The sequence below is a fragment of the Cognaticolwellia mytili genome (assembly GCF_002104475.1).
GTDB lineage: Bacteria > Pseudomonadota > Gammaproteobacteria > Enterobacterales > Alteromonadaceae > Cognaticolwellia > Cognaticolwellia mytili.
In genome coordinates, this window is sequence record NZ_NBOF01000002.1 from 161216 (window position 1) to 184214 (window position 22999).

Here is a 22999-nt window from a genome sequence, read left to right on the forward strand (position 1 = left end):
CAATAATAATTATCATTTATGAGCACTATTAGAGATTCATTTCACTCGAGAATAGGTTTTGTTCTTGCCGCAGCAGGTTCAGCCATTGGTTTAGGTAATATTTGGGGTTTTCCAACGCAAGCTGCCAATAACGGTGGCGGTGCATTTTTATTCGTTTACCTCGTTGTAACCGTTTTACTAGCACTTCCTGCACTATATGCTGAAGTTTATATTGGTAACCAAGCACAAAAAAACCCGGTTTCCGCTTTAGAGGATGCCTGTCGTGACACCGCACCTAAGCTGGGTAAATATGCGGGACTCATTGGGTTAAGTGGCGCCATTATGATGTTGAGTTTCTACACCATAGTAGCCGGTTGGATGCTTGCCCACGCCCTATCACCATTATTTGAGCTACTTGGCCATCACGATATTTCACAATGGTTAGCAACATCAAGCACGCAAAGAAACCTACTATTTACCCCAATATTTATTTTATTAGGTGCCGGTATTATTCACCAAGGTGTTAATGCAGGTATTGAAAAGTGGTCGGCCCGTTTAATGCCTGTACTGTTAATCATGCTTATTTGCCTAATCGCTTATATATTGCAACAACCAGGAGCAGAAAAGGGTTTGGCAGTATATTTAGTCCCTGACTTCTCTCAAGTTACTAATCCTAAATTGATCATTTCAGCTATGGGACAGGCATTTTTTTCCTTATCAATTGGTGTTGGTGGCATGATGGTTTATGGCTCTTACATGAAAAAAGATCGTGATATTGGTAAATTAGCACTTTCAATAACGGCTCTTGATACTTTTATTGCCTTTATGGCAGGTTTACTAATTATTCCTGCACTATATGTCGCTCAAGAAGCCGGACAGCAAGTATTTCAAGGCGATAAACTCATTGGTGAAGGCCAACTGATTTTTAATATCTTGCCTGAGTTATTCAATTCTATGGGCAATATAGGCATGATCGTTGCGATTAGCTTTTTCTCATTGCTATCAATTGCAGCTCTTACATCGACTATTTCATCAACTGAGGTTCCAGTGTCTTATTTGATGGAAGGTAAAGGTGTTAGCCGTTCAAAAGCCACTTGGTTAGTCTCTATCATTGTATTAACCGCTAGTATGATCTTAATTTCTTTCTTCGACAGCTTATTTGGCCTGGTTATTCGTCTACTGACTACTATTTTGCAGCCACTAAGTTGTTTATTTTACTTTATAGTGGTTGGTTGGTTATGGAAGCGCGGCAACAAATTACGTGATGTTTCACTACAAGAAGGCAGAAAGTGGTTACCAATATGGGGCAATTACTTACGCTTTGTTTGCCCATTATTGTTAACCGTTGTTTTTGTTAATGTCGCCATCTTAAACTAAAAAACACTCATTTTTTAAGCAGCAAAAAGTCAATGATATTTATCATTGGCTTTTTCGTTTCTAAACAAATACAAATTATACCAATTGAATTAAGTAAGTGATCAATTATAAGTGAGAATAAATATTCAAGAGCAAGGCGCTTGATTGAGTAATAGCGAGCTATTGGGATTGAAAGCAACGCAGATATTGAATAATTAGGCCACTTTAGAATGACCGATTATTTATTTCAATTGGTATTACTGAGATACTTTATTACGCCCTGATTTTTTTGCTCGATACAAGGCTTGATCAGCCGACTTTAAAGTTTGTTCAAAATTGAGCTTATCTACTCTGGCCGCAACACCAATAGAAATAGTGACACTAACGGTTTTAATATCACTACCACTTTTGCCCGATCTTGCTTTTTTAGTTTTACGTTGAGGCTGACGAATGACCACTTTATAGTCTTGTACTGCTTGCCTAACCGCTTCAAGTAAAGGTAACGCCTGCTCAGGCGTTTTACCTGAGAAAACAATGGTAAACTCTTCACCGCCGTAGCGGAAAACTTTCCCGCCACCTTTTACTTGCGCTAATTTACTCGCGACCAACTTTAGCACTTGGTCGCCAATATCATGACCATAGGTGTCATTAAATTTTTTAAAGTGATCAATATCGAGCATAGCCAAGGTATATTTTCGGCCCAACGCTAAAGCTAATTGGTTCAGCGCTCTGCGCGATGGCAAAGTAGTGAGTTCATCTCGATAAGCAAACAGGTATGAATCAACAAGAACAACGACAAGATAATGCAACGTTATCAAGGTCAGCAAAACACTCCACGGCAACAATATTAACTGGTAGTAATCTCCCAACCAAATAACATAACTGCTAAATAGTGCCGTGGTTACTAAGCTTTTTTCGCGCAGTGTTTGCCAAATCAACAATAGCCCACAAAGAAGTAATGGCAGATCTAAACTGACATATTTTAGATAACCAACAAGTAGAGGAAAGTTTGTCAACTTTGCTGAAACATCAGTTTGAATGCTAAGCCAGTAATAACAGCCAAGCCCAACCATCACGAGTAACACTATGCGATATAGACCGTGGATAGACACGAGCCCCCTATCTTTCACCAAACTTAGTATCGGCAACATACTTGCCAAAGATAAAGTCAACCAATCATTTTGGGCAGATAGCCATTTACTCCACGGTAATACGTTGGATAGATTCAAATAAAATAGTAAAAATAATGCTGCACTTAGGGCTAAACGGCTGCGATTGAAATAACTTGATAACACTACAGTAACAGCAAGCAGACCATAAATAACTTGCTCTATTAGGTTAATCTTTACAAGCCAAAAACTTTGAAACTCATTAATCAATAGCAAAGATATAAAGAAGCCTAGTAAACTCACGATGCTATTTTTTAAACTGCTAAAATACTGAAACAAGCATAAACTCCAAAAGTAGAGGAAAAGTACGTCTAGTACCAATTGAAACAACCGAAATATCGATAATACCAATGAGGTAGATGTTGCTGAGAATAATGTAATTCACTTAAATCAACAATGCCTCACATCAAAGAAAGTTGCGGTTTAAAACAGAATTATCATCAGCCAGCATACGACCAAGCTAATTACACTTTACTTAAGCCTGTTTCAATCATTTATCAGCGATTAAATCTTTGGTTATTCAGCAGCTAGTGCAACAGGCTGATCTTCCTGTTGTAATTCAACTTGTTCTATTTTTTCAAAGCGGTTGCTGATCTTATCTGCAGATGTATGAATTTGTTTCACATCACTTGCTGCTTGATCAATATGTTTTGCAAGATTCGCAAAGCGGCCCTTAAAGCGTGAAAAATCAGCTGAAAGATGTGATAAATGGGCTTGAATTACATGGATTTGTTTACGAGTAGCTTCATCTTTTAACACGGAGCGTGCAGTGGTTAAAATTGCCATTAAGGTAGTCGGTGATGCTAACCAAACGCGTTTCTTATTGGCATATTCTACCAAATCGCCTTGATGGGCATGTATTTCAGCAAAAATAGCTTCAGCGGGAATAAACATAATTGCGCCATCAGCAGTTTCTTTCTCAATCAGGTACTTATCACTAATATCATTAATATGCTTTTTAATATCTACCTTAAATTGACGCTCTGCTGCTTTACGATCGAGTTCGCCTAAGGTATTGTCAGCCATTTTTTTATAGTTTTCTAGCGGAAACTTAGAGTCAACAACAACATTACCGGTAGGCTCAGGTAAGAACAAAATACAGTCAGCAATTTTCCCGTTAGAAAGTGTGTGTTGAATAGCAAAATGCTGCTCTGGTAACACGTTTCTAATTAAGGCATTTAGCTGCACTTCGCCAAATGCACCACGTGAGCGTTTATCAGAAAGTACTTCCTGTAAACTAACCACATTAGTGGAAAGCTCAGTAATTTTCTTCTGCGCATCGTCAATTAACGCTAAACGTTGCAAGATATCATTAAAAGTTTTAGTGGTTTTTTCAAAGCCGTCGGCTAAACGTTTTTCGACTTGGTCACTAATATCTTTTAAGCGATTATCAGTTGAGGTTGTCAGTTCATTAATGCGTAATGTCATCTGCTCGCTGGCTAAATGTAGTGACTTAGCCATTTCTTCACGGCCTAGCTTTGTCACACTCGTTAGCTGATTAACGATCTGCTCAAGCGATTTGATCTGGTTATTGTTAAAGCTTACATGATGTTCATGCAACGTTGCTTTAAGTTGTTCGCTATTATGATGCAATAGCTGCGCTTGCTTCTCTCCTTGCTCACCATGCTGGCGCAACAACTTTAGCTTGAAGTCAGAAATTTGTTGTTCAAAATATGTTTTCAATTCACTTTGCTGGTTAGCTAGGCTCTGATGATTAAGGTTGAGTTGTTGCTGTAATTGTTGTTGATTATTAGCACTCACTTCATAGCTAAGGTTCACTTTTTCTAATAATTGTTGCAAAAGCGTTTGCTGTGCAATTATATTTTCCTGACTCACGGTTAGCTTTCGGTAAAGAAAAAACGTGATAACCAGCAGAAAAAACATTACGGCTAGGGATGCGGCAACGAGCATTGGCGTCTTTTCTAAAGTTAACCAAGTTAGGAGAGAAATTGAATTCATTAAAACGCCAAAACACTGTAAATATTAACAGTTATTAGAGCATAATAACGCGATAAGGTTAATAGTTTAAGGAAAATATTTTAACTTCTATTCAGCGCGCTACATATAATTGCAAAGGTTAAACCCTATCGCCGATTTTATTTAAAATTCTCACCTCACCTTCACACACTGCAACAATAGACTTACCCGCCTTAAAGCTATCAGGAATGATCATTCGTCCATTTTGATTTTGCTGCAACGACAGCACAACATCTATCAGCTCAAGAGACGCATCAGTATAATATAAAATAGTAACAAGGCATTCTTGAGTTTTGTCACTTTCAACAGGCTTATTTTCTTCCATACTTACTTTCAGTAAATTATTGAGTATTCTTATTTAGTGTAGACCTAATTAGCGTATTACTAAAAATAATTAATTATTCAGGTACTTGAGTTGACACCAGCCAAAAGCAAATGTAAATTCTGGGTTAATTATTTGTTACCATCTACTTAAGGATAAGTAATGCAAAAAAGCAAAAACTTTCCCTGCCTAATTATACCAACAGTATTGTTGATGACGGCATGTGGAGGCGGTTCTTCGAATAAAAATGCTGCTCCCCAAGCCCCCTCGCCTATTACAACACACATAGTTAGCGGTAAAGTGATTGATGGTTATGTTTCTGGTGCTAAAGTATGGCTCGATATCAATGGCGATAAAGAACATAACAGTAGTGAGCCTTCTGCGGTTTCTGGTGATGCAGGCAGTTATACTTTAGAGCTCAATAGCCAAGAACGCGAATGTTTGGCATACGCAACATTATATGTCGATGTACCTGTTGGCGCTATCGACGAGGATTTAGGGGAAGTTACCGAAGCTTACCAAATGTCAAAACCACCTTCATTAGCCCCAATTAGTGATGCCGATTTATTACATATATCACCACTAACCACGGTACTTTGGCAACAACTAGAAAATAAGATAACAGCAAGTAAGCAACCAGTACAAAGCTGCGAAACACTTAAGAAAAATTATAGTTTGCGAACTGAGCTAGCCACAGAAATAGATGCTGTGATCAGAAACTTAGTTAGCCATTATAATATTTCTGCAGAGGCTATATATGCTGATTTTATTGCTACGGATGATGCTGTTTCATACCAAGCAGCACAAGGAATTGTCACTGGATTAAAAGCAGCCTATAGCCATAAAGTGGCGCTTGAAACCCAATACTCTAACGCCACTGAAATAAGAGTGACGATATACCAAAAAGAGTTTTATGACAGAGTCAATGACTCTCTTAATGCTTGGTATCGTAATAGTGTAATTTTTATGCCTAATAGTTTTAAATCAAAAACGGTAAGACTTAACGATGATCTTGCCTCTACTGATTTAATTATCTATGACCGTGAAGAAAGTGATTTAGCTTGGAATGGCGGCACATTAAGCCTGCAAAAAGATATCTATACCAGTGATGGTGGTAAAGAGTATCTTTGTCTAAATACTGAAACCGCAACGTTTACTGAAAACGGCACTGACTATCAATTATCAAACAACAGTCCATATACAACCTCGACTAGTTTCGAAGCGTGCGATAATAAAGCTTTTGGTAAGGGAGATGTCAAATACTATTCTGTCAGTTACCGAGAAGCTAGCATTCATTATGGCGCCTACTTCACTGTTACTCATGCCTTAGCAGAATTTGATACTTTGAGTCATTGGCAGTCATTAGCCGACAAAGCTAATAACCTTGATAGCGCTGAATTAATCGCGCATTTGGAGCAACTACCTTACCGGTTTGATGAGGAAGTGGTTATCGATGTTACCAGTTGGCATAAACGCATTACCGATGATACTAAAGCAACCCGAGTACAAACTGATAAGTATAGTGATGGCTCTTGGGTACGTAAAACTTATAAAGCTGATTATACCTACACCCAAGAATGTAGTAACGATGGTGTCAATTGGCAGTCCTGTTCTGGCTAATCTTCCAGTAAGTTTTTCGAATACACTGTGAACATTACGACTACTCGGTAATAGATGAACACAGAGTAGGTTTACTTTTCGAAAATAAAAACGGTAATTCAATCACTTGAATTACCGTTTTTATTTGCTTGCATAATGCTCTAGCTGGCTAAGCTATGTCTAATTAGTATACTTTTCCATCCAATTAAACACTTCTTGATACCAAACCTTTAAGTTGTCAGGATTGCGAATATGATGATCTTCGTCTGGAAACATCACTAAGCGACTTGGAATATTCTGGCGCTGTAAAGCCGTGAACGCTCCTAAGCTTTGTGCGTAAGGCACACGGTAGTCTAGCTCACCTTGAATTACTAACATCGGTGTTTTCCAGTTCTTAACTAACGCTGCAGGGTTGAATTTATTGTAGTCTTCACTACCTTCCCAAACTGGGCCGCCCATATCGTGCTCAGGAAACCAAAGCTCTTCCGTTGAACCATAAAAGCTTGGCATATCATATAAGCCTGCATGATTAACAATACAGCTAAAACCATCATTCCAATTACCTTGGATCCAGTTCATCATATAGCCGCCATATGAAGCACCAAGCGCACAAGCATTACTTGCATCCATCCAAGGTTGCTTTTTAGTTATATCAGCAAGACCTTTTTGTAAATCTTCTAGCGGCTTGCCACCCCAGTCACGTGCTATTGCATCGGTAAATTGTTGTCCGTAACCAATAGAGCCATGAAAGTCTATCATCACAACAGCATAACCTTGGGCTGCCCATAATTGAGCATTCCAGCGGTAATGAAACATATTACCAAAGCTACCTTGTGGCCCGCCGTGTACTAAAAATGCAATTGGATATTTGTTACCCACTTGATAATTTGCAGGCTTTAACCAGTAGCCGTATACATCTTCTTCATTCCAACCTTTAAAGCTAAATTGTTCAAACTCGGCTAATGTTGTGTTGGCCAATTTATCAGCATTAACTTTCGTCAATTGCTTAAGTTGGTAACCATCTCGGTCAATGGAAAAAATATCTGTCGGCGCATCAAGGGCATGGCGAGTAAAGAATACTTTATCTGCTGTTACGGCTATTTTACCGGCCGTACCATCACTATGAACACGGCGTACATCGCCAAACTCTGGGTTTATTTCAAAAATACTTTTTTGACCAATATCATTAGCCGTTACGTACAAAGTTCGATTATCACTCGCAAACACTAACTCACTAACCGAGCGATCCCACTGCTTTGCCACTGCACGGGTTTTACCCGTTTTGCCATCGCGGATCATCACTGTAAATTTGTCTGACTCATAGCCCGGTACTGACATCGCTTTATAAGCCAAGTAACGACCATTAGGTGAATAAACAGGTTTTGCGTCCCATGCAGTATTTTCAAGCGTAATATTAGTCAATTCTTTAGTGCTTAAGTCCACTTCAAAAATATCGAAATTGGTGTTCCACGCTTGCTCTTTACTTGGTAACTTTGCCGAAAAACTTAAGGTTTTTCCATTAGGATGAAAACTTACTTCACCTGCGCCAGCGATATCACCTTGCCAAGTTGGCATTAAATCAGTGGCCTGCGTAAACGCACCTGATTCAGCCTTGTCTGCAACAAATAAATGGGACTTATAAGCAGTATTCCATGTATCCCAATGGCGAACCATTAATTGGTCATACACTCTAATATTATGCTTTTTCTTGGCGTCAGTCGCTTTGGCATCAAGCGTACATTGCAGTGTTTCACAGCCTGGCATAACCGTTAACTCAACGGCAAAGCGTTTACCGTCAACAGACATTTGAAAGCCATTAATATCAAGTGGCAGCGCTGACACTTGCTGAGCTTCACCGCCAGTTAATGGTAATTGCCATATTTGTGAACTGCCACTGCGCGCAGAAAGAAAATAAATACTTTTGCCATCTTGTGCATAGACAACATTGCTTTCACCACTTTTATTGCTCGTTAATTGCTGCGCTTGCTTTGAGTTAACACTCTGTAAATAAAGATGGTTATCGCTCGTACGAATACCTTTCTTTAAACGATAAATAAAGCTGTCGCCTTGCGGCGAAACGACAAAATCATGAATCTGATTAAACTCGGTTAATGCATTGATATCCAACACGCTTGCTTCTGAATTCGTTGTTGCACTGGCAAACGTCAAAGCAGTAAGTGCGGCCATGCTAATAGTACTTTTATTCATAACATCCTACTTTAGGTTATTTATTCATCACTTCTTGCCACCCTAACAGCATGACAGTTCCTATATTCTGTATATCGTCACTCTTTCACATCCATGTGATCGTGACATACCGTTCATCCTGAACATAAAAAACGCCCGTAACGGGCGTTTTAATCATTAAAAGCTATTCGCCTTTCAGCTTACTGTCGAGCTCTTCAATTTTGGCTTGCCAAATTGTAGGGCCAGTAACATGTGCTGACTCACCTGAGCTGTCAACCGCTACGGTTACGGGCATATCTTCCACTTCAAATTCATAAATGGCTTCCATACCCATATCTTCAAAGGCAACAACTTTTGCTTTCTTGATCGCTTTAGAAACTAGGTAGGCGGCACCACCAACAGCCATTAAATATACTGACTTATGATTTTTAATACATTCAACCGTTGCTGCGCCGCGTTCAGCTTTACCGATAGTGCCTAACAAGCCGGTTTCAGCCAACATCATCTCAGTAAATTTATCCATACGTGTTGCTGTTGTCGGACCTGCAGGCCCTACGGCTTCATCACCAATGGCATCAACAGGGCCGACGTAGTAAATAAATTTATCGGTGAAATCAACCGGTAGTTCTTGCCCAGCCGCTAACATGTCTTGAATACGTTTATGTGCAGCATCACGGCCGGTTAAAATAGTACCGCTAAGTAATACTGTTTCACCGGTTTTCCAATCACTGATATCTGCTTTTGAAAGTTCATCAACATTAACACGACGAACATTTTCACCGACTTCCCAAGTAATTTCAGGCCAGTCTTCTAATTTCGGCGGGGTTAAATCAGCTGGACCTGAGCCGTCAAGGTGGAAATGAACATGGCGAGTTGCCGCACAATTTGGGATCATCACAACCGGTTTTGAAGCCGCATGTGTTGGCACAGAGTTAATTTTGATATCAACAACCGTTGTTAAACCGCCTAAACCTTGAGCCCCAATGCCTAGCTTGTTAACACGGTCATAAATTTCTAAACGTAATTCTTCTTCAGCATTTTCAGGGCCACGGTCAATAAGCTCTTGAATGTTTACTGGGTCCATTAAGCTTTCTTTTGCCAATACACCTGCTTTTTCAGCCGTACCACCAATACCTATACCTAGCATGCCTGGTGGACACCAGCCTGCCCCCATTGTTGGTAATGTTTTCACTACCCAATCAGCAATTGAATCACTCGGGTTTAGCATAGCCATTTTAGATTTGTTTTCACTACCACCGCCTTTCGCAGCAATCATCACTTCAATGTGATCGCCCGGTACCATATCAATATGAACAACCGATGGCGTATTGTCTTTAGTATTAATGCGTTTACCCGCTGGGTCAGCAACAATTGACGCACGTAACGGGTTATCAGGGTTTAAATAGGCACGACGAGTACCTTCATCAACCATTTGTTGTACGGTCATATCAGTGTTATCCCACTGAACAGCCATACCTACTTTTACGAAACAGGTAACAATACCAGTATCTTGACAGATAGGACGTTTACCATGTGCCGACATACGTGAGTTAATGAGAATTTGTGCAATCGCATCTTTCGCAGCGTGGCTTTCTTCTTTGTGGTACGCCTTTTCAAGCGCTTGAATAAAATCAAGTGGGTGATAATAAGAAATGTATTGCAGTGCATCGGCAACACTTTCGATTAAATCTTGTTGTTTAATAATAGCCATAACGGTCTCTTTTTTTATCAATTGGGCGAGAGATAAGTTGAAAGTTACAAATTTGCCGATATCATACCTTTCTTATTACATGCCTACCAGTATCAAATGGTCGAATACCTTGATACATAGGCGCTGATTTAATATCAGTTGACTAAACAGCGTGAGAATATTTTGCCAACGAATTCAACAATACGACTGTCTGCACAGTTATTGCAGCTAAACACTTCATTTACTAGCCAAAGTCTTTTTTCACTTATCGCTGATCAACCTTGGGCGATGTGGCTAGATTCCTGCGATAGTGAACATGTTGACAGTCGTTACGACATTATAGTTTGGCAGCCAAGCATTACATTAACGACAAATGGCGATAACACAGCAGTTTCTAACTTACTTAATGGCAGTAATTACACCAGCCAAGACGACCCTTTATTACTTGCTAAAAAAGAGCAGCAAGCATTATTTTCAATGATAGACATAGAACAATGCGCCCTGCCATTTAAAGGCGGCACTGTCGGTTATTTTTCTTACGACTTAGGTAAACGCTTTGAAGTTATTCAACAGCAAACTAGCAAAGATATTGATACTCCAGAGATGGCCGTGGGGATATATCAGCAGGCAATTATTTATGACAAACATACACAATCATTTTGGCTATTATGTGATGATAAAAAACGTGCCGAAATAACCCTTTTTTTTGCTCAGGCACTAAAAAAATCAACTGAAAACCCTGCCAATTTTCAACTCACTACGCCATGGTTGTCGAACATGGAACCAGCGCAATACCGCGAAAAATTTAATAAAGTTCAAAATTACCTACTTTCTGGCGACTGCTATCAAATTAATTTGGCACAACGTTTTACCGCGCAATACATAGGAAGTGAATTCCAAGCTTATTGCGCATTGCGTCAAGAAAACAAAGCGCCCTTCTCTGCTTTCTTACGCTTTGCTGACAGTGCAATTTTAAGTATTTCACCTGAACGTTTTTTACAACTTACTAATAATAAAATTCAAAGTAAACCGATTAAAGGCACCCGTCCAAGAAGTGATGATCCAGTTATTGACCAAGCAAATGCTGAAGACTTGCAACACGCAAGCAAAGACAAAGCCGAGAATTTGATGATAGTTGACCTATTACGTAATGATATTAGTCGAGTTTGTAAAGCTGGCAGTGTAAAAGTTCCATCACTCTTTGCTATTGAAAGTTTTCCTGCAGTACATCATTTAGTCAGTACGGTTGAAGGTGAGATTTTACCTGAATTTGATGGAACCGATTTGTTGCGTGCCGCTTTTCCAGGCGGTTCAATCACTGGTGCGCCAAAAATAAGAGCTATGGATATTATTGAAGAATTAGAGCCGAACCAACGTAGTGTTTATTGTGGATCTATTGGTTACCTTTCTGCTTGTGGAAAAATGGATACTAGTATTACCATACGCACCCTAATATGCAATGAGCAGCAAATCTACTGCTGGGCTGGCGGCGGTTTAGTGGCCGATTCAAATATTGACAGTGAATACCAAGAAACATACGATAAAGTAAATAAAATCCTACCAATCTTAAGTGCTTTAAATTCGTAATAGTTTAGTGAAATGGCGATTACTGAATTTTTATTGGTAATCTCTATAATTTGAAGGTGATGTATGACTAAAGATGAGTTTGTCCAACGCTTTCAAATGCAAGCACTGCCTGATTCGGTACATAAGTTTCGTTATCCACATAAACTTAAAAGTGCAGCGGTGCTTATTCCCATTGTCAGTAATCATGGCCAACTCGAAGTATTATTGACAAAGCGTGCAAGCCATCTACGGCACCACCCAGGACAAATAAGCTTCCCCGGCGGAAAAACAGAGCCTAGCGATCAAAGCCCAATCGCCACGGCATTAAGAGAGACCGAAGAAGAAATAGGACTTAAATCTGAAGATATACAAATACTTGGACAACTAAAATCCTATCAAACCATATCGGGCTATGAAATAACGCCAATAGTAGCCTTTGCACAAAAAAATCAAAGCTATCGATTTGATGATAATGAGGTAGCAGAAGTTTTCCATGTGCCATTATCGCATTTTTTAATGCGTGAGCATCATATCCAAGTAGCAACTTTTCATCGAGGTGAAAGCCATAACATTCACTTTATGCCTTATCAAAATTACAATATTTGGGGCGCAACCGCAGCTATATTGCATGACCTTAGCATATTATTAAATTAAACCAGAGCATCATAAATTACTCGCTATAATTATTATATCTATACCCAAGCCACTTGATATAATATTTTGTTTTTAATGCTGATAGCTTTAAGCTACAATCTCCGAACAAAATTTTACTTTTAACTACATTTAACAATGTTTATTCGGGTTTATTTATGATTAGTGTATTTGATATGTTTTCGATAGGAATTGGTCCTTCCAGTTCACATACCGTTGGTCCAATGAAAGCAGCAAAGTTATTTGTTGAAAATCTTATCGCTGAAGATAAATTAGCGAAAACAGATAGAGTAAAATGTGAGTTATTTGGCTCGCTTGGACAAACAGGTATTGGCCATGGTACTGGTAAAGCGGTCATTTTAGGGCTTACAGGTCAAAGTCCTGAAACTATTCCGGTTGATTCAATTGAATCAACCTTAGCTGAAGTTGTTGCGAGTGAAAAAATAAGTTTAAACATGCAGCACTTAATAGACTTCCCTAAATCTGATGCCATTGTCTATCATCGTCGTAAGACATTGCCTGCTCATTCTAATGCGATGACAATATTTGCTTATAGTGGTGACAAGGTTATATTCGAGGAAACCTACTATTCAATTGGCGGTGGTTTTATCGTTAAAGATTGTGATTTCGAAAAAGAAAAAGACAAAGCTTTATCAACTCATGCCAACATCGATCGCCCACACCGATTTACTACTGCTGATCAGCTACTACAAATTGCCAATGAGAAAGGCCTAAGTATTAGCACTATCATGATGGATAACGAAAAGTGTCTGCAAGATGTAGCAAACATTCGTAAGGGTTTACTCGATATTTGGCGTGCAATGAAAGCGAGTATCGATCGTGGCATGATTACCGAAGGCATTTTACCTGGTGGTTTAAAAGTGACGCGTCGTGCGCCCGCATTACACCGTGCGTTAACTGTTGAACAAAATGTCGACCCGCTTGCTGCTATGGATTGGGTTAATTTATTTGCTTTAGCTGTTAATGAAGAAAATGCAGCTGGTAGCCGAGTAGTTACCGCGCCAACCAATGGAGCTGCAGGCATTCTTCCCGCTGTTTTATGTTACTACGATAAGTTTATTAAACCCGTTAGCGATGATGAATGTATTCGTTATTTATTAACGGCCGCTGCCATTGGTATTTTATATAAAACCAACGCGACAATTTCTGGTGCAGAGGGCGGTTGCCAAGCAGAAGTTGGAGTTGCTTGTTCTATGGCTGCAGGCGCATTAACCGAAATTATGGGTGGCTCGCCAGTTCAAGTGGAAAACGCAGCAGAAATAGGTATGGAACATAATTTAGGCTTAACTTGTGACCCAGTAGGTGGCTTAGTACAAGTACCATGTATTGAACGTAATGCTATGGGCTCAGTAAAAGCAATTAACGCCTCTCGCTTAGCTTTACGTGGTACTGGCAATCAAAAAGTTTCACTCGATAAGGTGATTAAAACCATGTGGGAAACAGGTAATGATATGAAGACTAAATATAAAGAAACCTCACGTGGTGGTTTAGCCGTTAATATTATTGAATGTTAAGCATTTAAAGCACTATTTTGTCGATACAAAAAAGCCGTATTAAATTAATACGGCTTTTTCAATTCTAGATCAATTTATATCTAAGCGGTTTGACGTGTGGGATTTATTCCAATTTGATTAAATTACTGCTCATTTGAACTTGTTAAAGTAGTTCATCATTACAGCACTCGGTAATTGAATAATCCCCCCTGCATATCAAGTCTTACTCTGATTTTCTAGCTTAACTCTGAAACTACATTTTCAAATAATTTTGGTATATCACTAACGTACTGGTAATTTAATATTTGCAAACATTTCATCAATTTCAGCATTATTTTTCAATAAAACAGCTCGAGTGACTAAATCTCGATTTAAATGTGGTGCAAAACGTTCGATAAAATCGAACATATAACCACGTAAGAAAGTACCTCGTCTAAAACCAATTTTTGTCGTACTAGGTGAGAATAAATGGCTAGCATCAATAGTGACTAAGTCATCATCTGTTTCTGGCTCCATTGCCATACTGGCAATAACACCAACCCCCACACCTAATCTTACATAGGTTTTAATAACATCAGCGTCAGTGGCTGTAAAAGCTATTTTAGGTTCAACACCTATTTTATCAAAAGCGGTGTCTAACTCAGAGCGACCCGTAAAACCAAAAACATAGGTCACTAAAGAATATTTAGCGATATCCTCAATGGTAATATTAGTTTTTGTCGCTAAAGGGTGATCAGGCTTAACAATAATACTGCGATTCCAATGATAACAAGGCAACATGACTAAATCGTTATATAAATGCATAGATTCGGTGGCAATAGCAAAGTCAGCTTCACCTTTACTTGATGCATCACTAATTTGTGCAGGCGTGCCTTGATACATATGTAAAGATACTTTTGAATATTTTTTCATAAACCCCTGAATAACCTCAGGCAAAGCATAGCGCGCTTGGGTATGTGTAGTAGCAATACGCAACTTGCCTTCGTCTGGCTTGGTATGCTCACTTGCAACGGCTTTAATCGCTTCAACTTTAGAAAGTATTTCAGTAGCGATATTAATCACTTCATTACCCGCTGAGGTTACGTGCGTTAAATGCTTACCACTTCGACCAAAAATTTGGATACCTAATTCATCCTCAAGCATTCTCACTTGTTTGCTAATACCTGGCTGTGAGGTGAATAAACTTTCTGCGGTGGCGGAAACATTTAAATTGTTATTTAATACTTCGACGATATAACGGAGTTGTTGCAGTTTCATAATTGTGATTCGGAATTTTCTTATTCCAAAAATATATACTTAAATGAAAATTTATTCCATATTATTTTTTATATTTTGTGCAATTAATCTTCAAATGGTTAGATAGTCCTATTTTCTTTACCAATAATTACCTAAAAATCGGAAACATTGTTATATAACTCATTAATTAACAAAAATATCAGAAAAGAAAAGCTTTATCCTTTGCTTCACTTAACAATTTTTGTAGACTGGTATATTAGCAATTTATATTTTTCAAATAGAGAATTAAACATGTTCATTATCATCGCTTTAATTATCGCTTTAATTATCATTGTCGTGGTAGTCAGTGCAATACAACAACATAAAGAAAAATTAGAACAAGAAAAACGTACCAAAGCCGCTAAGCAAAAAGCTATAATAGATGAAACTGAAGAATTACTCTTAAGCTTAGCCAATTTACCTAACAGTCCCGCCTTAGTTGAAATACTGAACAACCGTAGCTTAAGTGCCGCGAAAAGCATGGCTAAAATCATGCCAGAGAATAAACAGCTAGTTAAACGTGTGCAAGAAATGGAAGCTAGACTTAGCGCAAATAAAGGTAGTGGCTCTTCAACAGGCGAACAAAACTTTACTTTACCGGACAACGAACAGAATTTAGTCGCCATTTTGCAGTGTATTAAGAAATTAAGAGTGACAATAAAGTCAGAGCAAGCCAAAGGCAATCTAGACGCGCAAACCTTCACACAAGAAGACCTTAAACTTGCCGCGATTCAGTTGAAAATTGGTGTTGAAAGCTTACAAAAACGTGGCAATATGGCTCATCAAAAAGAAATGCTCGGCTCGGCTCGTCAGTATTTTGAAAAAGCTTTACAAACCATTTCAGAAAGCCCTGTACAAACTGAATATTGCAAAGCAAAGCGCGATGAAATTCAAGACACCTTAGCAGAAATAACCTCATCACTGAAAAATGCTAATGCTAAAGATGCGGCGAAAAAAGCTAAAGATGAAGAAGATGATTTAGACTTATTATTTCAACCGAAGAAAAAATGGTAGCTTAATCTCGCCAAAAGTAAGCCAGCATTATTGCTGGCTTTTATTTTAAAAGCTCAAAAAATGAAAAAACCAAGCAACAACACCCATCAAATTATCCTCCCCTCATTCCTACGTCGTGTACTGAAAACCTCTTCCATTAAGACACTCATTCGTCAACAAGGTTGTGATCTCAATCGCATTGGTCGATCACGTAATTGGCGACTACAAGCTACATTCGAACAACTGGAACGAACGATCAGTGCGATAGAAATAAGCGAAGAGTCAAGTTGGTTATGGGTTGCTACTCACTTATCTAAACAGCGCAAAAACCTAAGTTTTGATATGCTAGTTACTATCGCTCAAAAAAAGCCTGAAATTACCGTCACAGAGCTAATGCAACGCACTGACTGCACGATAGCGGAAGCAAGAAGAGTCATTGATAATATAGAGTTTGGTGAATAGTTATTTAAACTAAGAATAAACAGCTACGCTCATTTTCATCTCTGCATCATTTCTCTTAAGAAGTGGCACTCTTTCAATCTTACATATAGAACGTATTTACCGTAAAACTAAGGATTATCAAGAACAACCATATGCTCGCCGTTAGACCCTGCATGAATTTAGGGCTTAGCTTTTTTCTGGAACAAAAAAGTTGACCGCACATCGACGTGTATGTTTTTACATGGATGTGAGTAATTAGGGTAATGCATGGAGCAACTAGCGAGACGCACTAATGCCTTGAAAGACAGGATGTCTGAGAAAGGTCTGAACATAAAAAAAGCGCTCAAGGAGCGCTTTTTTTCACAATAAAACCAACTACTCGGCTTTAGCTTTAGCCTTAGGCTTAGCTTTTGGTTTGGCTTTAGGTGTAGCTTTTTTCTTTGCTAGCTCTTCAACCCATTTACCATCAATATACTTAGCATTCCAACCTGTTGCTTTCGCTTTCGCTTCACCGTTGTCAATTTCAGTCATTACATACTGTTCTTTCGTTTTACGACTGTAGCGAACAACCGCTAAATTACCGTCAGGATCTTTAACAGGTGCATCTGCTAAGTAATAAAACTTGCTTGAAATTCTATCACGGAAGCGTTGTAGCTCCGCCACTTTAGGCGCACGTGTTTCGCGTGAGCGAGGGAACGTATTTGCTGCTAAGAAAATACCTGCGGCACCATCTCTTAATACAAAGTGAGCTTCAGACTTCTCACAAGGTAATTCAGGTAACTGTACAGGATCTTCTTTCGGTGGCGCGGCTTCACCATTTGCTAATAATTTACGGGTATTTTTACATTCATCATTAGTACAATCAAAGTACTTGCCGAAACGGCCTGATTTAAGCTCCATTTCTGATTCACAACGGTCGCACTCTAAAATAGGACCGTCATAACCTTTAATTTTAAACTCGCCCTTTTCAACTTCAATACCGTCACAAACAGGATTATTACCACAAACATGCAATTTACGTGTTTCATCAATTAAATAGCTGTCCATTGCTGTGCTACATTTAGAACAGCGATGCATTGCACGTAATGCTTCTGTTTCTTGGTCTTCTGCTAATACACTTACCGCTTCTTCACCTGCCGTTAAGTTCATCGTAGTAGTGCAACGTTCTTTCGGTGGTAAAGCATAGCCAGAACAACCTAAAAAGACACCAGTTTGTGCTGTACGAATGCCCATTTTACGCCCACAGGTTGGGCAATCAATATCTGTTAATACTGGTTCGTTATTGCGCATGCCACCTTCTTCAGTTGGCATGTCGGCTTTACCTAATTGCTTGGTAAAGTTTTTATAGAAACCGTTAAGTACGTCTTTCCAATCAGCTTTACCATCAGCTACTTCGTCAAGCTCTTGTTCCATGTTGGCAGTAAAATCGTAGCTCATTAAGTTTTTGAAACTTTCAGATAAGCTGTCGGTAACGATTTCGCCCATTTTTTCAGCATAAAAACGTTTTGTTTCTAAACGTACGTAACCACGGTCTTGAATAGTAGAAATAATTGACGCATAAGTCGAAGGACGGCCAATTGAGCGTTTTTCTAACTCTTTAACTAATGATGCTTCACCAAAACGTGCTGGCGGCTTAGTAAAGTGTTGGGTTGGGTTTAATTGCTCAAGTGAAAGTACTTCACCAACTGATAAATCAGGTAAATGTTTATCATCACCTTTTGACAATTGAGGATGAACACGTGTCCAACCATCAAATTGCATAACACGACCTTTAGCTTTTAAATCAAAACCAGATGCGCCAACGGTAATAGTACTTACCGTGTAGCGTGCAGCTGTCATTTGACAAGCAACAAACTGACGCCAGATAAGGTCGTAGAGTTTTTTCGCATCAGCTTCAATACCTTCCATAAAGGCAGATTCAATTTTCACATTTGAAGGGCGAATAGCTTCATGAGCCTCTTGCGCACCGGCTTTGCTGCTATAAACCTTAGCTTTTTCTGGCAAGTAATTATCACCAAAATTATCACTAATATAGCTACGACACATTTCAACTGCATCTTTACCTAAGTTGGTTGAATCGGTACGCATATACGTAATATGACCCGCTTCATATAAACGTTGAGCTAAGCCCATAGTACGTTTAACACCAAAGCCTAATTTAGTACTTGCTGCTTGTTGCAGCGTAGAAGTGATAAACGGTGCTGAAGGTGTACTTTTAGACGGTTTATCATCTCTTTTATTAACAGTAAATGGCGAACTATTTAATGTTGCTAAAGCTTTATTAGTGTCGGCTTCATTGGTTGGCTTAAACGCTTTACCATTTTCATGAGTTACATCTAACGGAAAGTCCAAACCTGACGCTGTTTTGGTATCAGCGCTAATTTCCCAAAACTCTTTCGGGTCAAAGGCTTTAATTTCACGTTCTTTTTCAACCACTAATTTAACTGCAACTGACTGAACTCGACCAGCAGATAAACCACGGGCAACTTTTTTCCAAAGTAATGGGCTCACCATAAAGCCAACAACGCGGTCTAGAAAACGTCGCGCTTGTTGAGCATTTACGCCTGGCATACTTAATTCACCAGGAGTAGAGAATGCTTGTTGGATGGCATTCTCGGTTATTTCGTTAAAAACAACGCGCTTATATTTATCTTCATCGCCACCGATAATTTCTTTTAAATGCCAAGCAATCGCCTCTCCCTCGCGATCCAAATCGGTTGCGAGATAGACAGTGTCGGCATTGCCAGCAAGTTTAATTAATTCAGCAACAACTTTTTCTTTGCCTTGTAATATTTGGTAATTCGCTTCCCAATCTTTATCAGGATTAATACCCATACGATTAACAAGTGCTTGCTTATCTCGTTTGGCTTTATATTTAGCTTTTGCTTCAGGTGCCATTTTACGCACCTCTGCAGGAGATTTAGCCGCTACTTTTTTACCTGTACTACTGTGTGGTAAGTCACGAACATGACCCACACTAGATTTCACAATAAAATCTTTACCAAGGTACTTGTTAATTGTTTTCGCTTTGGCTGGCGATTCCACAATTACCAGAGATTTTGCCATATTATTCTATATTCCTACTAAGCTGATCATTGTCAGTCTCGTCAAAGGTTTTGCACTATGTTGTTAGATATTGCGCGAGCAAAATACCTAACAAAAATTGCATAAGTGAATAAAGCTAAGACGTAAAATTAAGTTTGAGAGTAAAATTACTATTAGATATATCTGTAATTTAGCAAGCTGACAAGCAATAATTTTTTATATATGTGCCTTTTTACTACTTTTCGCTATAATGATACGAATTTTTCGGCGCCATCATAATCGACTTTTTATAAGAATTTAAGGGCTAAAGCTTAAATAACTTTAGTTTCTCGCCAGTAATTACACTTTTTACGATCACTCTGGGTAGTTTGCGTTCATTTAAATGAATTTCAATACCTTTTACATGGGAAGAAAATATACATGACAACTTCATGGTCAGCATTTAAAAATAAAATCACTCAATGTTTATGCCCGCCAGGCAATGGCGTTTTTACCGTTAACACAGCTAAAGAGCGTAAAGAACAGTTGCATAACGCACTCTTTGGACAATCAAATAATATTGATGCTTTGTGGCAAGCAAGTGTTGAAACACTACCAAAATCAGGCAATGCCGTATTGTTGGGTATAGCTTCTGACTGTGGTGGTGGTATTCTACGAGGCGCAAACTGGGGGCCGTTATTTGTTCGTTCAACATTACTAGAGCAATACCCTGATTTAACTGTCTTTGATTTAGGTGATGTGCGTGTCATTCCCCACTTGCTGCATGATAAATATTTAAATGAAGCAACAATTGCAAACTGTCGAAAAGCACTATACCAAGACCCAGAGAGTCAATTTCCGGTTAGCCCATTAACCATTACCGAAGATGTCTTGCATGATTTTTATGCTGAATTCCCTAAGAAAGGCATTTTTGGCATTGGCGGCGATCATTCGGTAAGTTACCCACTGACCAAAGCATATCTACAAGCGAAAAATAAACAAGGTAAGCGCGCAGCGATTGTTCACTTTGACGCCCATACTGATTTATTAGTTGAACGTTTAGGTATAGATTTATGTTTTGGCTCATGGTGTACACACATTTTAGATGACTTGGTAGATAACCGTGACTTAATTCAAGTGGGCATACGCTCAAGTGGCAAACCTAAATCACACTGGGAAGGAAGTTTTGGTGTCAAACAGCATTGGGCCCATGAAGTTAAGGAGCAAGGTGTTGATGTCATTATTGAAAAAATCATCGCACAGCTAAAAGCAGATAATATCGATGAAGTTTACGTAAGTTTTGACATTGACGCACTTGACGAGACATATGCAGCAGCAACAGGTACACCTGAACCTGACGGCCTATCTCCTAGCGAAGCAATGAAAATATTGCGTGCTGTAGCCGCTCAATGCCCAATTACTGGTGCTGACATGATGGAAATAGCTCCTTTTACTGATAGTACTGGTTTAGGCGAAGCTAGCCGTGATAGAACATTAGCTGCTGGTGCCGAGATTTCTGCATTTTTGATTGAAGAGATGAATAAGTAATAGAAGTAAATCACAATTTTTGCATTCAGCTCTAAGCAATAAGGTTCTCAGATAAGCAATCAATTGACCGAGAAATAATCATATGACAATAGTCTCACTTCTTGTTGAGGCTATTTTTGTGATTATTATGCAATTGAATAGTGTCTAAATTAAAATTGTACAAAAAAGGCATACAAAAAATTAAATAAGATAAAAGAATAGTGATAGCACTTGACGTGGACAGAAGCTTTTTGCTGTTAATTGAATAAAATTTCTTCCGTATTCATCAAAACTTACTGAATATTTTAGCTATATAAGACATTGCAAAGTGCTATTACTCTTAACATCTAAGATTCCCTTTATGTGCATTAATCTTACGGTGTAACTGATTAATTTATAACGTCATTTTAGACTCAGCACTAAATAAGAAGTTGCACACATCAAGTCTCTTAGTCCCCTCAAGCAGAGTATTATGCTATTTGAACGATAATACAGTGCATCAGCTCTACGATGGTATTGTGGTATATATAAAACAAATTGCTCCCAACAAAAGCAGTTACAACATTTAAGTAAAAACATTCTCAAGTAAATGGTGTAATTTAGTCATCTTAAACAAATGTTTTTAACATAAAATAAAGCGACTTTATCAGCTATTCAAGCAATGGCTGCTTTTAGCGTTAGCAGCCTAAACTTTTATTTATTTAGAGCAACAAAGCCTCACGCAATCTATTTTACTCGTATTAAGACAGGTCCATTACTGAATGGTATAAACAAAGAACAGCCCCTTAGTAATAAATATTATTTCAAATCAGCAACTAAAGTTTTCAACCATTTTTCTTCGGTAATAAATGCCCAAGATAAATGCTGATATTTTTCACCAATGCCTGCTGCAACAACTTCACTTTCCGATTTACCTGCAGCTAAAGCTTGACTTACTTTATCAATACTAAATTTGATCATCTTAGCAAAGTCAATGAGACTTTTTTTATTCGTTAACTTACCATGACCAGGAATAATAATAACGTCATCAGGAGTATTTTCTAGCATATGGTTTACCGCTGCTAAATAGCCTTTAACACTACCACCACTTTTTAAATCAACGTAAGGAAAACCCACTTCAAAAAATAAGTCTCCGGTGTGTAGCACATTTGCCTTTTTAAAATAAACATAAGTATCACCGTCAGTGTGACCTGAAGGTAAGTGGGTTAATTGTACTTCCTCATTGTCTAAATGAATTGTAATACCTTCTTTGTAAGTAACAACAGGCAAGCTTTCCGCATGATGATCTTTCTTACTACTCAGTCGGGTGCGAACATTTTCATGAGCAAATATTGGCGCTTTATGAGAGAAGAACTTATTACTACCAGTGTGATCACCATGATAATGAGTATTCACCACATATTTTAATGGTTTATCCTCAACCACCATCATTGCCGTTTCAATTTTTTCGGCCAGCGGCGCAAACTTATCATCAACAAGTAATAAGCCTTTATCTGTTGCTAAGACACCAATATTACCGCCAGGGCCTTTTAACATATATACATCGCCCGCTGCTTGTTGCACAGTAATATCTGCATCGGCCATTGTTTGAGCACTAACATTAATGCTCAGCATCATGGTCAACGCCATTAATGATTTTTTAAACATAACTTCCCTTATAATATTTTTAGTTTTATTATTTTTACATTGTAGATTAGCGCAACATAATAGACCCGGACAAATGCAATAA

General features: G+C 38.6%; 16 protein-coding genes. 8 read left to right on the top strand and 8 right to left on the bottom strand.

The window, feature by feature from the left end; all coding sequences use genetic code 11:
- Positions 1–18: 18 nt before the first annotated feature.
- Positions 19–1356 (top strand): sodium-dependent transporter, encoded by a 1338-nt coding sequence (locus B7C41_RS05675; RefSeq protein ID WP_085297837.1) that lies wholly within the window; start codon positions 19–21, stop codon positions 1354–1356.
- A 236-nt stretch (positions 1357–1592) separates the two neighbouring features.
- Here B7C41_RS05675 and B7C41_RS05680 read toward each other — a convergent pair whose 3' ends face one another.
- From B7C41_RS05680 to B7C41_RS05690, 3 genes are all read right to left on the bottom strand, one after another.
- Positions 1593–2783, bottom strand: a complete 1191-nt coding sequence (locus tag B7C41_RS05680; protein ID WP_085297838.1) for a GGDEF domain-containing protein — start codon at positions 2781–2783, stop codon at positions 1593–1595.
- A gap of 237 nt (positions 2784–3020) precedes the next feature.
- Complete coding sequence (locus B7C41_RS05685) at positions 3021–4463, bottom strand: DNA recombination protein RmuC (RefSeq protein ID WP_085297839.1); 1443 nt, start codon at positions 4461–4463, stop codon at positions 3021–3023.
- Positions 4464–4581: 118 nt separating this feature from the next.
- Positions 4582–4806, bottom strand: a complete 225-nt coding sequence (locus tag B7C41_RS05690; protein ID WP_085297840.1) for a TIGR02922 family protein — start codon at positions 4804–4806, stop codon at positions 4582–4584.
- 159 nt (positions 4807–4965) lie between these two features.
- Here B7C41_RS05690 and B7C41_RS05695 point away from each other — a divergent pair, with 159 nt between their 5' ends.
- On the top strand, positions 4966–6423 hold the full coding sequence (locus tag B7C41_RS05695; protein ID WP_085297841.1) for a hypothetical protein: 1458 nt from the start codon (positions 4966–4968) through the stop codon (positions 6421–6423).
- 159 nt (positions 6424–6582) lie between these two features.
- Here the strand turns inward: B7C41_RS05695 and B7C41_RS05700 are convergent, their stop codons facing one another.
- Both B7C41_RS05700 and B7C41_RS05705 read right to left on the bottom strand, forming a co-directional pair.
- Entirely contained in the window at positions 6583–8610 is a 2028-nt protein-coding gene (locus B7C41_RS05700; RefSeq protein ID WP_085297842.1) for a S9 family peptidase, read from the bottom strand.
- 163 nt (positions 8611–8773) lie between these two features.
- On the bottom strand, positions 8774–10300 hold the full coding sequence (locus B7C41_RS05705) for a fumarate hydratase (RefSeq protein WP_085297843.1): 1527 nt from the start codon (positions 10298–10300) through the stop codon (positions 8774–8776).
- A 162-nt stretch (positions 10301–10462) separates the two neighbouring features.
- Here B7C41_RS05705 and pabB point away from each other — a divergent pair, with 162 nt between their 5' ends.
- From pabB to B7C41_RS05720, 3 genes are all read left to right on the top strand, one after another.
- A complete protein-coding gene (pabB, locus tag B7C41_RS05710) occupies positions 10463–11866 on the top strand; it encodes an aminodeoxychorismate synthase component I (RefSeq protein ID WP_143764310.1) in 1404 nt (467 codons plus the stop codon).
- A gap of 63 nt (positions 11867–11929) precedes the next feature.
- A complete protein-coding gene (locus tag B7C41_RS05715) occupies positions 11930–12499 on the top strand; it encodes a CoA pyrophosphatase (protein WP_085297845.1) in 570 nt (189 codons plus the stop codon).
- A gap of 155 nt (positions 12500–12654) precedes the next feature.
- Entirely contained in the window at positions 12655–14031 is a 1377-nt protein-coding gene (locus tag B7C41_RS05720; RefSeq protein ID WP_085297846.1) for an L-serine ammonia-lyase, read from the top strand.
- Between the two features lie 261 nt (positions 14032–14292).
- Here B7C41_RS05720 and cysB read toward each other — a convergent pair whose 3' ends face one another.
- On the bottom strand, positions 14293–15267 hold the full coding sequence (gene cysB / locus B7C41_RS05725; protein ID WP_085297847.1) for an HTH-type transcriptional regulator CysB: 975 nt from the start codon (positions 15265–15267) through the stop codon (positions 14293–14295).
- 270 nt (positions 15268–15537) lie between these two features.
- Between cysB and B7C41_RS05730 the strand changes: the two genes are divergently transcribed.
- Positions 15538–16299 (top strand): hypothetical protein, encoded by a 762-nt coding sequence (locus tag B7C41_RS05730; RefSeq protein WP_085298641.1) that lies wholly within the window; start codon positions 15538–15540, stop codon positions 16297–16299.
- A gap of 60 nt (positions 16300–16359) precedes the next feature.
- Positions 16360–16740: a ribosome recycling factor family protein gene (locus B7C41_RS05735; protein ID WP_085298642.1), complete on the top strand. Its 381-nt coding sequence runs from the start codon at positions 16360–16362 to the stop codon at positions 16738–16740.
- Positions 16741–17094: 354 nt separating this feature from the next.
- Here the strand turns inward: B7C41_RS05735 and topA are convergent, their stop codons facing one another.
- Positions 17095–19785: a type I DNA topoisomerase gene (gene topA, locus B7C41_RS05740; RefSeq protein WP_085297848.1), complete on the bottom strand. Its 2691-nt coding sequence runs from the start codon at positions 19783–19785 to the stop codon at positions 17095–17097.
- Between the two features lie 399 nt (positions 19786–20184).
- Here topA and B7C41_RS05745 point away from each other — a divergent pair, with 399 nt between their 5' ends.
- The gene (locus B7C41_RS05745) at positions 20185–21291 is read left to right on the top strand and encodes an arginase family protein (protein ID WP_085297849.1); all 1107 of its coding nucleotides are present in this window, start codon (positions 20185–20187) and stop codon (positions 21289–21291) included.
- A gap of 777 nt (positions 21292–22068) precedes the next feature.
- Here B7C41_RS05745 and B7C41_RS05750 read toward each other — a convergent pair.
- Positions 22069–22917 (bottom strand): MBL fold metallo-hydrolase, encoded by an 849-nt coding sequence (locus tag B7C41_RS05750; protein ID WP_085297850.1) that lies wholly within the window; start codon positions 22915–22917, stop codon positions 22069–22071.
- Positions 22918–22999: the final 82 nt, after the last annotated feature.

What these genes read in the sequence shown, in the direction of transcription:
- B7C41_RS05675 (WP_085297837.1), top strand. Translation starts at nt 19, where the DNA reads ATGAGCACTATTAGAGATTCATTTCACTCGAGAATAGGTTTTGTTCTT.
- B7C41_RS05685 (WP_085297839.1), bottom strand. Translation starts at nt 4,463, where the DNA reads ATGAATTCAATTTCTCTCCTAACTTGGTTAACTTTAGAAAAGACGCCA.
- B7C41_RS05690 (WP_085297840.1), bottom strand. Translation starts at nt 4,806, where the DNA reads ATGGAAGAAAATAAGCCTGTTGAAAGTGACAAAACTCAAGAATGCCTT.
- B7C41_RS05695 (WP_085297841.1), top strand. Translation starts at nt 4,966, where the DNA reads ATGCAAAAAAGCAAAAACTTTCCCTGCCTAATTATACCAACAGTATTG.
- B7C41_RS05700 (WP_085297842.1), bottom strand. Translation starts at nt 8,610, where the DNA reads ATGAATAAAAGTACTATTAGCATGGCCGCACTTACTGCTTTGACGTTT.
- B7C41_RS05705 (WP_085297843.1), bottom strand. Translation starts at nt 10,300, where the DNA reads ATGGCTATTATTAAACAACAAGATTTAATCGAAAGTGTTGCCGATGCA.
- B7C41_RS05715 (WP_085297845.1), top strand. Translation starts at nt 11,930, where the DNA reads ATGACTAAAGATGAGTTTGTCCAACGCTTTCAAATGCAAGCACTGCCT.
- B7C41_RS05720 (WP_085297846.1), top strand. Translation starts at nt 12,655, where the DNA reads ATGATTAGTGTATTTGATATGTTTTCGATAGGAATTGGTCCTTCCAGT.
- cysB (WP_085297847.1), bottom strand. Translation starts at nt 15,267, where the DNA reads ATGAAACTGCAACAACTCCGTTATATCGTCGAAGTATTAAATAACAAT.
- B7C41_RS05730 (WP_085298641.1), top strand. Translation starts at nt 15,538, where the DNA reads ATGTTCATTATCATCGCTTTAATTATCGCTTTAATTATCATTGTCGTG.
- B7C41_RS05735 (WP_085298642.1), top strand. Translation starts at nt 16,360, where the DNA reads ATGAAAAAACCAAGCAACAACACCCATCAAATTATCCTCCCCTCATTC.
- topA (WP_085297848.1), bottom strand. Translation starts at nt 19,785, where the DNA reads ATGGCAAAATCTCTGGTAATTGTGGAATCGCCAGCCAAAGCGAAAACA.
- B7C41_RS05745 (WP_085297849.1), top strand. Translation starts at nt 20,185, where the DNA reads ATGACAACTTCATGGTCAGCATTTAAAAATAAAATCACTCAATGTTTA.
- B7C41_RS05750 (WP_085297850.1), bottom strand. Translation starts at nt 22,917, where the DNA reads ATGTTTAAAAAATCATTAATGGCGTTGACCATGATGCTGAGCATTAAT.